Source organism: Amycolatopsis sp. lyj-90, from assembly GCF_046549035.1.
GTDB lineage: Bacteria > Actinomycetota > Actinomycetes > Mycobacteriales > Pseudonocardiaceae > Amycolatopsis.
In genome coordinates this window covers 540,621-554,265 of sequence record NZ_JAJPWP010000006.1, presented here as the reverse complement: position 1 = coordinate 554,265, position 13,645 = coordinate 540,621, and the positions used below count along the sequence as shown (strand labels likewise).

Here is a 13,645-nt window from a genome sequence, read left to right as displayed (position 1 = left end):
GTTCGTGACGACCACTTTGGCGCAGGACCTCAAGGACGCCGCCGCCCTGCTGGCGCGCGCGAACGACGTGACACTGCTCGGCCACGTGCGCCCGGACGCGGACGCGCTGGGCAGCGCGCTGGCGCTCGGACGGGCACTTCACCTGCGCGGTGGCGTCGAGGTCCGGGTCTCGGTCGGCGAACCCGAGGAGATGCCCGAAACCCTGCGGAGCCTGGACGTCGGCGGGCTCTACGTCCCGGCGAGCGAGCTTCCGGAGAGTGAGCGCCTGCTGGTCGCGCTCGACACGCCCACCCCGGGCAGGCTCGGGAAACTCGCGCCGCGCGTGGACGCCGTCCGCGCGGCCGGCGGCGACGTCCTGGTGATCGACCACCACGCGTCCAACGTCTTTTTCGGCACGAAGCACGTCGTCGACGACAGTGCCGAAGCCACCGCCGTCCTGGTCTTCGCGTTGCTGGCGGAACTCGGCGCCGAGATCGACGAGCCGATCGCGCGCTGCCTGTACGCGGGGCTCGTCACCGACACGAGCGGGTTCCGCCGTGCCCGCCCGTCCACGCACCTGATGGCGGCGAAGCTGCTGGAGGCCGGCGTCGACCCGGACAAGGTGGTTCGCGAGATCGTCGACGATCACCCGTTCGCCTGGTTGCCGATGCTTTCGGACGTCCTCGCGGGTGCCCGGCTCGAACCGGACGAGGCGCGTGGCTTCGGGCTCGCGTACGCGGTCGTGAGCCTCGACGCCGCGCGGACGGTGCGCGGGGAAGAGGTCGAAGCGGTCATCGACGTCGTCCGGTCCACTCGGGAAGCCGGGGTCGCCGTGGTGCTCAAGGAAGCCGAACCGACCGGGCCGCGGCAGCGATGGACGGTCTCGCTCCGCTCGGCGGGCGGTGTCGACGTCTCCGTCGCGGCGGGGGAACTGGGCGGCGGCGGACATCGCCAGGCGGCCGGGTGCACCGCGGAGGGCACCGCGGACGAGGTACTCGACAGGCTGAGGGCGGCGCTGTCGCGGGCACCGCTGTTGTGACCCGCTGACCGGGACCGCCCAAGATCGGCACGGTCACCGTCCGTTGCCCTTTACGCTGCGGAGGTGTCTCAAGCCTCCGAAACCGACGAGCGGGTCCCGCCGAAACGCGTGCTCGGGCTCGCCGTGCCCGCGCTCGGCGTCCTCGCCGCCGAGCCGCTGTACGTCCTGGTGGACACGGCCATCGTCGGGCATCTCGGCGCGTTGCCGCTGGCAGGCCTCGCCGTCGGCGGTGTCGTGCTTTCGCAGGTCTCCAGCCAGCTGACGTTCCTCTCGTACGGGACCACGTCGCGGACGGCGCGGCTGCACGGCGCCGGACGTCGTGGCGAGGCGGTCAGCGAAGGGGTCCAGGCGACCTGGCTGGCGGTGATCGTCGGGCTGGTCGTGATCGTCGCCGGGCAGCTGCTGGCCGCGCCCATCGCCCGGGTCCTGTCCGGGGACCCCGCGATCACCGACGCCGCCGTCTCCTGGCTGCGGATCGCGCTGTTCGGGACGCCGTTCATCCTGATCACGATGGCCGGGAACGGCTGGATGCGCGGCGTGCAGGATTCCGCCAAGCCGTTGCGCTATGTCCTGGCGGGCAACGGGATCTCCGCCGTGCTGTGCCCGGTGCTGGTGTACGGCGCGGACTGGGGACTGGAAGGTTCCGCGATCGCGAACGTCGTCGCGCAGGTGATCTCGGCGTCGCTGTTCATCGTGGCGCTGGTGCGGGAGCGGGTCCCGCTGCGCCCGGAGCCGAAGGTGATGCGCGCCCAGCTCGGTCTCGGCCGGGACCTGGTGCTGCGCAGCCTCGCCTTCCAGGCGTGCTTCGTCTCCGCCGCCGCGGTCGCCGCGAGGACGTCCACCGGCGCTGTCGGCGCGCATCAGGTCGTACTGCAGCTGTGGACGTTCCTGGCGCTCGTGCTGGACTCGCTCGCGATCGCCGCGCAGTCGCTCGTCGGGGCCGCCCTCGGTGCCGGCGCGAGCAAACGGGCGCGGGGCGTGGCGAGCCAGATCACCGTCTACGGCCTGGTGTTCGGCTGTTTCCTCGGCGTGGTGTTCGCGTCGCTGGCCGGGGTGCTGCCGCAGGTGTTCACTTCGGACGCGACCGTGCTCGGCGAGATCCCGCACGCGTGGTGGTTCTTCGTCGCGCTGCAGCCGATCGCCGGGGTGGTGTTCGCGCTCGACGGCGTCCTGCTCGGCGCGGGTGACGCGGCGTTCCTGCGCAACGCGACGCTGCTGAGCGCGGCGCTGGGGTTCCTGCCGCTCGTCTGGCTGTCACTCGCGTTCGGGTGGGGACTGGCCGGGATCTGGACGGGGCTCTCGCTGTTCATGCTGCTGCGGCTGGCGACCCTGCTGGTGCGGTGGCGCTCCGGGCGCTGGGCTGTGGAAGGCGCCGTCCGCGCGGCCTGACCCCGCCCGCGTTTAGTCCTCTAGTTGCGGTACTTGCACACGCAACTACCGCAACTAGAGGACTAAACGCGGGGGAGCGTGTGGCGAAAACCACCCGGGTAACGGGTATGTTTCGCCATTGCTTAGGAGCTACAACTATATGAGACGGCAGTGCGGGCGTCTTCAACTTGCCCGAACCGTTCTCGAGGAGGAAACACTGTGACAGGCCGAGCCACCCGCCGGTCCTGGTTCATCTGGTTCGCCGCCGTCACCGTCTACCTCCTCGCCGTCTTCCACCGCACCTCGTTCGGCGTCGCCGGGCTGCAGGCCGCCGACCGCTTCGGCGTCGGCGCGGCCGCGCTCGGCACGTTCACCGTCCTGCAGGTCGGCGTCTACGCGGCGATGCAGATCCCCACCGGCGTCCTGGTCGACCGCTACGGCCCGCGCCGCGTGCTCACCGCCGCCGTGTTCTTCCTCGGCCTCGGCCAGATCCTGCTCGCGATCGCCGGTTCCTACCCGCTCGGCCTGGTCGCGCGGGGTGTCGTCGGCTTCGGCGACGCGCTGACGTTCGTGAGCATCATGCGGCTGATCGCCGCGCATTTCCCCGGCCGCCAGTACGCCCTGCTCGCCGCGCTGACCGGGGCCATCGGGTACGTCGGCAACCTCGCCGCGACCGTCCCGCTCGGCCTGCTGCTCGACGGTCCCGGCTGGACCCCGACGTTCCTCGCCGTCGGCCTGGTGACGGCGCTGTACGCCGCCGTCGTCGCCCTTCGCGTCAAGGACTCCCCGCCCGGCGAGCCGGAGCCCGTGCGCGGAAGGGTGCACCCGAAGGTGCTCGGCCGCCAGGTCGCCGAGGCGTGGCGGACCCCCGGGACCAGGCTGGGATTCTGGGTCCACTTCAGCACGATGTTCGCGCCCAACGTGCTGACCATGCTGTGGGGTGTCCCGTTCCTGGTGCAGGGACAGGGGTATCCGAAGTCCACCGCGAGTTCGCTGCTGATCGTGTTCGTGTTCGGCTCGATGATCGGCGGCCCGTTCATCGGCGGCCTGATCGGACGGCGCCCGTCGCTGCGGATGCCGCTCGTCGGCGGGTACATCGGCGTCGCCGCGGTGATCTGGGCGGTCCTGCTCGGCTGGGGCGGGACGACCCCGGTCGCGGTCCTGGTCCCCGCGTTCGCCTTCCTTTCCCTCGGCGGCCCAGCCTCGATGATCGGCTTCGCGCTGGCACGGGACTACAACCCGCTCTCGCGCGTCGGCACCGCGACCGGTGTCGTGAACGTCGGCGGGTTCGTGGCCACGACGATCTCGGCGCTCGCGGTCGGTGTCCTGCTGGAGTGGACCGGTGGCGCGTTCCGGCTGGCGCTGCTGTCGGTCATCGCGGTGCTCGCGCTGGGCACCTTCCGGATGCTCGTGTGGTGGCGGCGCACCCGCGCCGTGCTGTTCGAAGCCGAGGCGCGCGGCGAGGAGATCCCGGTGCAGATCCGGCGCCGCCGCTGGGACGCCGAAGCGCCGCTGCCCGTCTCGTCCTAGGGACGGGCCCGAAAGATAGGGTTCGGCCCGTGTCGCGCCCCAATCAAGCCCCCGCCAAGAAACGTCCAGCCCCGCCGCCCGGTCTCGTCATCGTGGACAAGCCGTCCGGGATGACCTCCCACGACGTCGTCGCCAGGGCGCGGCGCTTCATGGGCACCCGCAAGGTCGGGCACGCCGGCACCCTCGACCCGATGGCCACCGGCGTCCTGGTGCTCGGCATCGAACGCGCGACGAAACTCCTCGGCCACCTGGCGCTGGACCGCAAGACCTACCTCGCGACCCTCTCCTTGGGACTGTCGACCACGACCGACGACGCCGAGGGCGAGCCGATCGCCGAAGCCTCCCCGGAAGACGTCGAGAAGATCACCGACGACGCGATCGCCGCCGGGATCGCCGCGCTGTCCGGCGACATCCAGCAGGTGCCGAGCGCGGTCAGCGCGGTCAAGATCGACGGGAAGCGCGCGTACGCCCGCGTCCGCGCCGGCGAGGAGGTCGTGATCCCGCCGCGTCCGGTCACCGTGCACCGCTTCGATCTGCTCGCCACCCGCCGCGAAGCGGGCCGGATCGAACTCGACGCCGTCGTCGAGTGTTCGTCCGGGACCTACGTCCGGGCGCTGGCCCGCGACCTCGGGGCGGGACTGGGCGTCGGCGGGCATCTGCGCGCGTTGCGGCGCACCACGGTCGGGCCGTTCACGCTCGCCAAGGCCCGTACTCTCGACCAGCTCGAAGCCGAGCCGGAACTGTCACTGGACCTCGACGCCGCCGTCGCCGCCGCGTTCCCGCGCCGCGACCTGGACGCCCGCATGGCGCAGTCGGTCCGATATGGACAGAGGGTGCCCGCGGCCGGGATCGAGGGGACCTACGGGATGTTCGGACCGGACGGCAAGGTGCTCGCGCTCGCCGCCGACGAAGGGGAACTGGCCCGCTCGGTGGTCGTGTTGCTGCCCGCCTAGGGTGGTGCACGAAGCGGGCCTGGAGGAGACGGGGCTACAAGTGCAGCGTTGGCGTGGTTTGGGTGACCTTCCCGGGAGCTGGGGACGGTGCGTGGTGACGATCGGCGTCTTCGACGGCGTGCACCGCGGGCATCAGGAGCTGATCTCGAGGACGGTCCGTGCCGCCGCCGACCGCGGGGTGCCGAGTGTGGTGCTGACCTTCGACCCGCATCCGTCGGAGGTGATCCGGCCGGGCAGCCATCCCGCGCAGCTGACCACGTTGCGCCGCAAGGCGGAACTGGTCGAGGGCCTGGGCGCCGACGTCTTCTGTGTGCTGCCGTTCACGCTCGAACTGTCCAGGCTGACGGCGCACGAGTTCGTGCACGAGGTCCTGGTGGACAAACTGCACGCGGCCGCGGTGATCGTGGGGGAGAACTTCACCTTCGGCGCCAAGGCCGCCGGTGACGTGACTCTCCTGCGCACACTGGGGAAGCGGTTCGGTTTCGTGGCGCACGGCGCGGAACTGCAGGGGCTGCTCGCGCAGCAGCAGACGGAGAACGAGATCACCTTCTCCTCGACCTACGTCCGCTCGTGCATCGACGCCGGGGACGTCGTCGCGGCGTCCGAGGCGCTCGGCAGGCCGCACCGGCTGGAGGGCATCGTCGTCCGGGGTGACGGCCGGGGACACGATCTCGGCTACCCGACGGCGAACCTGTCGACGCCACGTTTCGCCGCGGTGCCCGCCGACGGGGTCTACGGCGCCTGGTTCACCCGTTCGTCGGATCTTGGGCACCGGCTGCGCGCCGCGGTGTCGGTCGGGACCAATCCGACCTTCTCGGGGCGGGAACGCACCGTCGAGGCGTTCGTCCTCGACATCGACGAAGACTTCTACGGACAGCACGTTTCGCTCGATTTCGTCGCCAAGCTGCGGGACCAGGTCCGTTTCTCGACGTCGGAAGGTCTGGTGAAGCAGATCGACGAAGACGTCCTCCGGACCAGGGAACTGCTCGGCGGGCAGGACTGACCGGAGCCGGCCTTGGCCGGATGACAATCGACAAACACGCCCGTCGGGACGCGGTCCGGTGGCAAGATGTCACGGACCGCGCATGGCGTTCGACGGGGTTAGGGGAGCGGACCAGGTGGAGGACCACAAGATCGTCCAGCGGAACATCGCGCTGCAGAGGGAGTGGTACGGGGAGCCGCTCGGCGATCGCGTGCGGAGACTGGTCGTCGCGTTCGACATCTCCCAGGCCTTCCTCGCCGAGGTTCTCGGCATCAGCGCGCCCATGCTCAGCCAGGTGATGAGCGGCCGCCGCGCGAAGATCGGCAACCCGGTCGTCCTCGCCAAGATGATCATGCTGGAGCGCAAGGTGCTGGTCCCGGCGGTCGCCGCGGGGGACCGGAAGGCCATGCAGGAGGCACTCGAGGACGTCCGCGACTCACGGCCGACGGTGGGCCGTGACAGCATCCCGGTCGGTGCCGTCGCCGACGACCAGGGTGTGCTCGCGGCGCTGCGGGACATCGGCGAGGACGAAGACCTCACCGAAGCCGCGAAGCTGCTCGACGACGATTTCCCGTCCCTCGCGGATCTGCTGCGCCGGGCGGCCAAGAACTCCTGATGAACCTCTTCAGTGCCCTGATCCCGCCGGACGACGTCCTCGACGAGATCGCCGAGGCGCTGGGTGCCCCCGAAGACGGCGATCTGCGCTGGTCGCGGCGGGAACACTGGCACGTCACCCTCGGTTTCTACGGCGAGGACGACGCGGACGACCGGGGCGATCGGCTCGCCGGACGACTGGCGGACGCGGGCCCGGTCGACGTCCGGCTGGAAAAGGCCGCGACATTCCCCGGGGTGCTGTGGTTGAGTGTGTCCGGAACCGGGCTCCACGAGCTGGCCCTGAAGGCCGGCGCGGAGAGTGAAGGCAGGCCCTATGTGGCCCACCTGACACTGGCCCGCTTCCCCCGCGACCGGCCGGAAGCCGCGAGCGCGTGGGAGGAGCGGCTGGCCGGGTTCACCAGCAGAACTTGGACGGCGACCGAAGCCGTGCTGATCCGCAGTGACCGTGAGCACGATGTCGCGCACTACCGGGTGATCCGGTCGTACGAGTTGCACCACGCCCGCGCCTGAAGCCGCTGATCACGAGGCTGGTAACCTCGATGATTGGGTCCGGCTGCAGTCCGTGGCGGCCGTGACCGTCTCACCCGGCGTGATCGATCGTCCGGGCCGCACGGCACAGAATATCTAGGAGCACCACTGTGGCTTTGTCCACCGAAGAGAAGAAGTCGATCCTTGCCGAGTACGGCGTGCACGACTCGGACACCGGATCCCCCGAGGCCCAGGTCGCGCTGCTGACCAAGCGCATCGTCGGCCTCACCGAGCACCTCAAGGCTCACAAGCACGACCACCACTCCCGTCGCGGGCTCCTGCTGCTGGTCGGCCGTCGCCGCCGGCTGCTGAACTACGTGATGAAGGTGGACATCGAGCGTTACCGTGCGCTGATCCAGCGTCTCGGCCTCCGCCGATAGCTTGAACCCGAGGGGGAGTGACCACGACGGTCGCTCCCCCTCGGTTTAAGAACAAAGAATTCACGCGGCGCGAGCGCGCACGAGGAACCGTCCGCCGGTCCTCGGTAGTGGTTCCCGGGCAACGGCCCGGGGGCTTCGATCGAAGACCGGCCTCACTCCTCGAGCGTCCGCAGGCGAAACAGGTCCCAGGGTGGGAGACTCGCGCCGTTACAGAGGATCAAAAGAGGAGATACACCCTATGACCGACTCCACCGGAGTCACCGTGCACGAAACCGAAGCCGTGATCGACAACGGCCGTTTCGGCACCCGCACCGTCCGCTTCGAGACCGGCCGCCTGGCCCGTCAGGCCGCCGGCGCCGTCGTCGCGTACCTCGACGAAGAGACCATGCTGCTCTCGGCGACCACCGCGTCGAAGCACCCGAAGGACCACTTCGACTTCTTCCCGCTGACCGTGGACGTCGAGGAGCGGATGTACGCCGCCGGACGCATCCCCGGCGCGTTCTTCCGTCGCGAGGGTCGCCCGTCGACCGACGCGATCCTGACCTGCCGCCTGATCGACCGGCCGCTGCGCCCGTCGTTCACCGACGGTCTCCGCAACGAGATCCAGGTCGTCATCACCGTCCAGAGCCTCAACCCGGACGACCCGTACGACGTGCTCGCGATCAACGCGGCTTCGGCCTCGACGCAGATCGCCGGCCTGCCGTTCTCGGGCCCGGTCGGCGGCGTCCGCGTCGCGCTGATCGAGGGCCAGTGGGTCGCGTTCCCGACCTGGAAGCAGCTGGAAGACGCCACCTTCAACATGGTGGTCGCCGGCCGCATCGTCGGTGACGACGTCGCGATCATGATGGTCGAGGCCGAGGCCACCGACAAGACGCTCGACCTGATCGCCGACGGCGGCAAGTCGCCCGACGAGATCGCCGTCGCCGAGGGCCTCGAAGCCTCGAAGCCGTTCATCAAGGTGCTGTGTGAGGCCCAGCAGCAGCTGGCCGACGTCGCCGCCAAGCCGACCGGCGAGTTCCCGGTCTTCCTGGCCTTCGAGCAGGACGCCTTCGACGCCGTCGCCGCCATCGCGACCGACGACCTCGCGAACGCCCTGACCATCGCGGGCAAGCAGGACCGCGACAACGCGACCGACCAGGTCAAGGCCGCGGTGCTGGAGAAGATCGGCCTGGGCGAGGGCGAAGCCTTCCAGGGCCGTGAGAAGGAGATCGGCGCGGCCTTCAAGTCGCTGTCGAAGAAGATCATGCGCAAGCGCGTCCTCACGGACAAGATCCGCATGGACGGCCGCGGCCTGACCGACATCCGGTCGCTCGCCGCCGAGGTCGCCGTGATCCCGCGTGCGCACGGTTCCGCGCTGTTCGAGCGTGGCGAGACCCAGATCCTGGGCGTCACCACGCTGAACATGCTCCGCATGGAGCAGCAGATCGACTCGCTCTCCCCGGAGACCACGAAGCGGTACCTGCACCACTACAACTTCCCGCCGTTCTCCACCGGCGAGACCGGCCGCGTCGGTTCGCCGAAGCGGCGCGAGATCGGCCACGGCATGCTCGCCGAGCGCGCCCTGGTCCCGGTCCTGCCGAAGCGTGACGAGTTCCCGTACGCGATCCGCCAGGTCTCCGAGGCGCTGGGCTCCAACGGCTCCACCTCGATGGGCTCGGTCTGCGCGTCGACCATGGGCCTGCTGAACGCGGGTGTCCCGCTGAAGGCGCCGGTCGCCGGCATCGCCATGGGCCTCATCTCCGACGAGGTCGACGGCGAGACCCGCTACGTCGCGCTGACCGACATCCTCGGTGCCGAAGACGCCATGGGCGACATGGACTTCAAGGTCGCCGGCACCAAGGACATCATCACCGCGCTGCAGCTCGACACGAAGCTCGACGGCATCCCGTCGGAGGTCCTCGCGGCCGCGCTGAAGCAGGCGAAGGACGCTCGCCTCACCATCCTGGAGGTCATCGCCGAGGCGATCGACGGCCCGGACGAGATGAGCCCGTACGCCCCGCGCGTCACCAGCGTGAAGATCCCGGTGGACAAGATCGGCGAGGTCATCGGCCCGAAGGGCAAGATGATCAACTCGATCACCGAGGAGACCGGCGCCGACATCTCCATCGAGGACGACGGCACGATCTACGTGGGCGCGGCCGACGGCCCGTCGGCGGAGGCGGCGATCGACAAGATCAACGCCATCGCCAACCCGCAGCTGCCCAAGGTCGGTGAGCGCTTCCTCGGCACCGTGGTGAAGACGGCCGCGTTCGGCGCGTTCGTCTCGCTGCTGCCGGGCAAGGACGGCCTGGTGCACATCTCCAAGCTGGGCAACGGCAAGCGGATCGCCAAGGTCGAAGACGTGGTCAACGTGGGCGACAAGCTCCGCGTCGAGATCGCCGACATCGACAACCGCGGCAAGATCAGCCTGATCGTGGTCCAGGAGGAAGACGCCGCCGCGGCCGAGAAGCCCGCCGAGAGCGCCGACGCTCCGAAGGCCGACGCTCAGTAGGACCGGCAACGTACGTTGTGAAACGTCATGAAAGGGTCGTTCAGGACATTTTCGTCCTGAACGACCCTTTCATGACATGTGAGTAAGGGATCCGTTGGCTCGTCAGGTTTCCGGGCACGAACAGCCCGTCGGCAGCACCCGCACCCTCGAGTCCACTCCGGACGGCGCGGTGGTCAAGCGCAGCGTGCTGGCCGGTGGCCTCCGGGTCATCACCGAGCACGTCCCCGCCTCCCGGTCGGTGACGGTCGGGCTGTGGGTCGGCGTCGGATCGCGGGACGAGCCGTCGTCGGTCGAGGGCGCGGCGCACTACCTCGAACACCTGCTGTTCAAGGGCACCACGAACCGTGACGCCACCCAGATCGCCGAGGAGATCGACGCGGTCGGCGGGGAGTTCAACGCGTTCACCGCGAAGGAACACACCTGCTACTACGCGCAGGTGCTCGACGAGGACCTGCCGCTCGCGATGGACCTCGTCACCGACGTCGTGTTCGAGGCGCTGTGCACGGACAAGGACGTCGAGACCGAGCGCAGTGTCGTGCTCGAAGAGATCTCGATGCGCGACGACGACCCCGAAGACCTGCTGCACGAGACGTTCGTCGGCGCGATCCTGGGCGATCACGCGCTGGGCCGTCCGGTGCTGGGCAGCGAGAAGTCCATCATCGAGATGTCCGCGTCGGCGTTGCGCGGGTTCTACCGTCGCCGCTACACGCTGCCGCGGATGGTGCTCGCGGTCGCCGGGAACATCGAGCACGGCCAGGTGCTTCGCTTGGTGCGCAAGGCTTTGCGGAACCGCCTGACCGGGACGGCGACACCGGTGGCGCCGCGCGGCGGGCGGGCGCGGATCGTGCTGGCGCCGAAACTCGCGCTGCACACCGACGACACCGAGCAGGCGCACGTGATGCTCGGCCTGCGGTCGCTGCCGCGCCACGACGAACGGCGGTTCGCGCAGTCGGTGCTCAACGCCGCGCTCGGCGGCGGGATGAGTTCGCGCCTGTTCCAGGAGGTCCGCGAGAAGCGCGGGCTGGCGTACCAGGTGTACTCGTCCGTCGCGAGCTACGCCGACGCCGGGCACATGGCCGTGTACGCGGGCTGTCAGCCGGAGAAGCTCGGCGAGGTCGCCGGAGTGATCCGCGAGGTGCTCGAACTCGTCGGCAAGGACGGGCTGAGCGAAGCCGAGGTCGCGCGCGCGAAGGGGCAGTTGCGGGGCGGGCTCGTGCTCGGCCTCGAAGACACCTCGTCGCGGATGTCGCGGATCGGCAAGAACGAACTGAACTACGGCCGGTATCTCGGCGTCGACGACACGGTGGCGCGGATCGACGCCGTCACCACCGAAGAGGTCTGTGCGCTCGCTCGCACTCTGCTGCACCGCCCTGGTGGCGTGTCGGCGGCGGCGGTGGTCGGGCCGTACGCTCACGCCGACGACCTGCCGGACGATCTGCACGAGGTGATCGCATCATGACCGCTGGAATTCGCGTCGGCGTGCTGGGCGCACGCGGCCGGATGGGCCAGGAAGTGGTCAACGCCGTCAACGGCGCCGACGACATGGAACTCGTCGCCGCGCTCGACGCCGGGGACGACTTCTCGGCGCTCAAGCAGGCGCAGGTCGTCGTCGACTTCACCCATCCCGACGCGGTGATGGACAACCTGGAGTTCCTGACCGGCAACGGGATCCACGCGGTCGTCGGCACCACCGGCTTCAGCGGGGAACGGCTGGAGAAGCTGGGCTCCTGGCTCGCCGCCGACCCGTCGCTCGGCGTCCTCATCGCGCCGAACTTCGCCCTCGGCGCGGTGCTGGCGATGCGCTTCGCCCAGCAGGCGGCGCGCTTCTACAACTCGGCCGAAGTCATCGAACTGCACCACAACCGCAAGGCCGACGCGCCGTCCGGCACCGCCGCGCACACCGCCCGGCTGATCGGCGAGGCCCGCGCGGAAGCCGGGCTCGAACCGGGCGAAGACGCGACGACGTCCGAAGTGGACGGTGCCCGCGGCGCGCTCGTCGAGAACGTCCGCGTGCACTCCGTCCGGCTGCCCGGCCTGGTGGCGCACGAGGAGATCCTGTTCGGCGGCGAGGGGGAGACCCTCACCATCCGGCACGACTCGCTGCACCGCACGTCGTTCATGCCGGGGGTGCTGCTCGGCGTGCGCTCGGTGCTCACGCGGCCCGGCCTGACGGTCGGTCTCGAGAACATCCTCGACCTGTGAGGGCCCGCAATTTCGCGCTGGTGATGACGGCGGCGCTCGCGATCTACGTCGTGCTGCTGGCCGGCCGCGGGATCGCGCTGCTGGGCACCGGCGAGACGGTGCCGGTGATCTTCGGCATCGGTGTCCTGCTGCTGCCGCTGCTCGGGATCTGGATCATCGTGACCACCTGGCGTTCCGGCGTCCAGATCCAGCGGCTTTCGCGGCGGCTGGACGAAGAAGGCGGCCTGCCCGACGTGTCCGATCTGCCCCGGCGGCCTTCGGGCCGGGTGGATCGCGACGCCGCGGACGCCTGGTTCGACGAGCGCCGGGCCGAGGTCGAGGCGGATCAGGAGAATTGGCGCGTCTGGTACCGGCTGGCCTACGCGTACGAGATCGCGGGGGACCGGAAACGGGCCCGCGCCACGATGCGCCGCGCCGTCGAGCTGGAAGCGACCTCCCGCAACTAGAGGACTAAACGCGGGCGGTTCAGTAGTGGAACCAGCCCGCGAACAGGGCGGGGGAGGCGGCCAGCAGGCTGAACCGCAGCCAGCGGCCCAGGAAACCCGTGGCCAGGAAGCTCGCCAGCGGCATCTTCACCAGGCCCGCGAGCACACTCGTGGCCATGTACGGCGGCAGCCCGACGACCGAGCTCACCCCGTAGGTGCCCGCCATCCAGTGCGGATGCCGGTGACAGCGCTCGCGAAGGGCGTCGAGCCGGGCACGCATCTTCTTGGTGCGGGCCCGCCATCTTTCCCGGCGCGGGGTGGGCGGCCGTTCCCGGTGCAGCCGGTCGTGCAGGGGTTTCGGCAGCTTGATCGTGCCCTTCGCGGCCAGGTAGTAGAGCGTCTTCCCACCGACCTGACCGGCCGCGACGACGGCGCCGAGCAACAGCCACGGCAGTGTCGGCTCACTCGCGCACAGGCCGATGAGGAACATCTCGATGCTGACGATGGGGAGGATCGCGGAACCGAAGGCGACGCCGAACGACAGGAGCAACCAGCCCACCATCGTTGCCTCCCCGTTATCTTCGTCTTCTCCAAGTTATCAGCTGAATTACCGGTCGCACTGGGGCCAGCCCCCGTTACCGGCCTCGGGTGCGCACCAGAAGATCACCTGCCGGTCGGCTCGCGGCCACCTGCCGCTGCCATGCTGAATCCGTGGCCGACGTGCACGACGCGGTCCGCGGCAAGGGTTTCGCGGATCGCTTCGCCGACTTCTGCGCGGCCGTGGTCCGGCGCCTCCCCTTCGGGCTTTCCCGGCTGGTGGCGCCGAGTTTCCTCGGTTTCGCGCTCATCAACGGGTTCACCTTCGGGGTCGACCTGCTTCTGCTCGTGCTGCTGCGCGGCTGGCTCGGCCTGCCGGTGTGGCTGGCGATCACGCTCGCGTACGCGACGGCGTTCGGGCTGAGCTTCGTGCTGAACCGCAGCATGAACTTCCGCTCGCACGCGCCCGTCGGCAAGCAGGCGGCGCTGTACGTCGTCGCGATCGTCGTCAACTACCTGGCGTTCCTGCTCGGCGTCGGCGCGGGACTCGCCGCGTTGGGCGTCGACTACCGTCTGTCGCGGCTGATCGCCGGGGCCTGCGAAGGCGTCTTCATGT

13 protein-coding genes and 1 pseudogene are annotated in these 13,645 nt (G+C 69.8%); 13 read left to right on the top strand and 1 reads right to left on the bottom strand.

Translation table 11 applies throughout. The annotated features are described in order from the left end of the window. Positions 1-4 precede the first annotated feature (4 nt). The 12 genes from ACLJPX_RS25875 to ACLJPX_RS25820 all read left to right on the top strand — a co-directional run bounded on the left by ACLJPX_RS25875 (position 5) and on the right by ACLJPX_RS25820 (position 12,513). A complete protein-coding gene (locus ACLJPX_RS25875; RefSeq protein ID WP_410602414.1) occupies positions 5-1,018 on the top strand; it encodes a DHH family phosphoesterase in 1,014 nt (337 codons plus the stop codon). Positions 1,019-1,081: 63 nt separating this feature from the next. After that, a complete protein-coding gene (locus ACLJPX_RS25870) occupies positions 1,082-2,407 on the top strand; it encodes an MATE family efflux transporter (protein WP_410602412.1) in 1,326 nt (441 codons plus the stop codon). Between the two features lie 198 nt (positions 2,408-2,605). Then, the gene (locus ACLJPX_RS25865; RefSeq protein ID WP_410602410.1) at positions 2,606-3,916 is read left to right on the top strand and encodes an MFS transporter; all 1,311 of its coding nucleotides are present in this window, start codon (positions 2,606-2,608) and stop codon (positions 3,914-3,916) included. 29 nt (positions 3,917-3,945) lie between these two features. Beyond that, the gene (gene truB, locus ACLJPX_RS25860) at positions 3,946-4,869 is read left to right on the top strand and encodes a tRNA pseudouridine(55) synthase TruB (RefSeq protein WP_410602408.1); all 924 of its coding nucleotides are present in this window, start codon (positions 3,946-3,948) and stop codon (positions 4,867-4,869) included. Between the two features lie 40 nt (positions 4,870-4,909). Continuing rightward, a complete protein-coding gene (locus tag ACLJPX_RS25855) occupies positions 4,910-5,872 on the top strand; it encodes a bifunctional riboflavin kinase/FAD synthetase (protein WP_410602406.1) in 963 nt (320 codons plus the stop codon). Between the two features lie 115 nt (positions 5,873-5,987). Then, positions 5,988-6,467 carry a helix-turn-helix domain-containing protein gene (locus ACLJPX_RS25850; RefSeq protein ID WP_076154920.1) on the top strand — a complete coding sequence of 160 codons (480 nt, stop codon included), beginning with the start codon at positions 5,988-5,990 and terminating at the stop codon, positions 6,465-6,467. Further along, positions 6,467-6,976, top strand: a complete 510-nt coding sequence (thpR, locus tag ACLJPX_RS25845; RefSeq protein ID WP_410602404.1) for an RNA 2',3'-cyclic phosphodiesterase — start codon at positions 6,467-6,469, stop codon at positions 6,974-6,976. The genes ACLJPX_RS25850 and thpR overlap by 1 nt, the downstream gene beginning before the upstream one ends. Before the next feature lie 128 nt (positions 6,977-7,104). Continuing rightward, on the top strand, positions 7,105-7,374 hold the full coding sequence (rpsO, locus tag ACLJPX_RS25840; protein ID WP_003084034.1) for a 30S ribosomal protein S15: 270 nt from the start codon (positions 7,105-7,107) through the stop codon (positions 7,372-7,374). A gap of 238 nt (positions 7,375-7,612) precedes the next feature. Next, positions 7,613-9,865 carry a polyribonucleotide nucleotidyltransferase gene (locus tag ACLJPX_RS25835; RefSeq protein ID WP_410602402.1) on the top strand — a complete coding sequence of 751 codons (2,253 nt, stop codon included), beginning with the start codon at positions 7,613-7,615 and terminating at the stop codon, positions 9,863-9,865. 94 nt (positions 9,866-9,959) lie between these two features. After that, the gene (locus ACLJPX_RS25830; RefSeq protein ID WP_410602400.1) at positions 9,960-11,324 is read left to right on the top strand and encodes a M16 family metallopeptidase; all 1,365 of its coding nucleotides are present in this window, start codon (positions 9,960-9,962) and stop codon (positions 11,322-11,324) included. Continuing rightward, positions 11,321-12,067 (top strand): 4-hydroxy-tetrahydrodipicolinate reductase, encoded by a 747-nt coding sequence (gene dapB, locus ACLJPX_RS25825; RefSeq protein WP_410602398.1) that lies wholly within the window; start codon positions 11,321-11,323, stop codon positions 12,065-12,067. The genes ACLJPX_RS25830 and dapB overlap by 4 nt, the downstream gene beginning before the upstream one ends. Beyond that, the gene (locus ACLJPX_RS25820) at positions 12,064-12,513 is read left to right on the top strand and encodes a tetratricopeptide repeat protein (RefSeq protein WP_101606297.1); all 450 of its coding nucleotides are present in this window, start codon (positions 12,064-12,066) and stop codon (positions 12,511-12,513) included. The genes dapB and ACLJPX_RS25820 overlap by 4 nt, the downstream gene beginning before the upstream one ends. Positions 12,514-12,532: 19 nt before the next feature. Here the strand turns inward: ACLJPX_RS25820 and ACLJPX_RS25815 are convergent, their stop codons facing one another. Beyond that, complete coding sequence (locus tag ACLJPX_RS25815; RefSeq protein WP_101606298.1) at positions 12,533-13,054, bottom strand: YqaA family protein; 522 nt, start codon at positions 13,052-13,054, stop codon at positions 12,533-12,535. Between the two features lie 86 nt (positions 13,055-13,140). Between ACLJPX_RS25815 and ACLJPX_RS25810 the strand changes: the two are divergent. Next, positions 13,141-13,611, top strand: a pseudogene (locus tag ACLJPX_RS25810) (GtrA family protein); the annotation flags it as partial. Between the last annotated feature and the right edge of the window lie 34 nt (positions 13,612-13,645).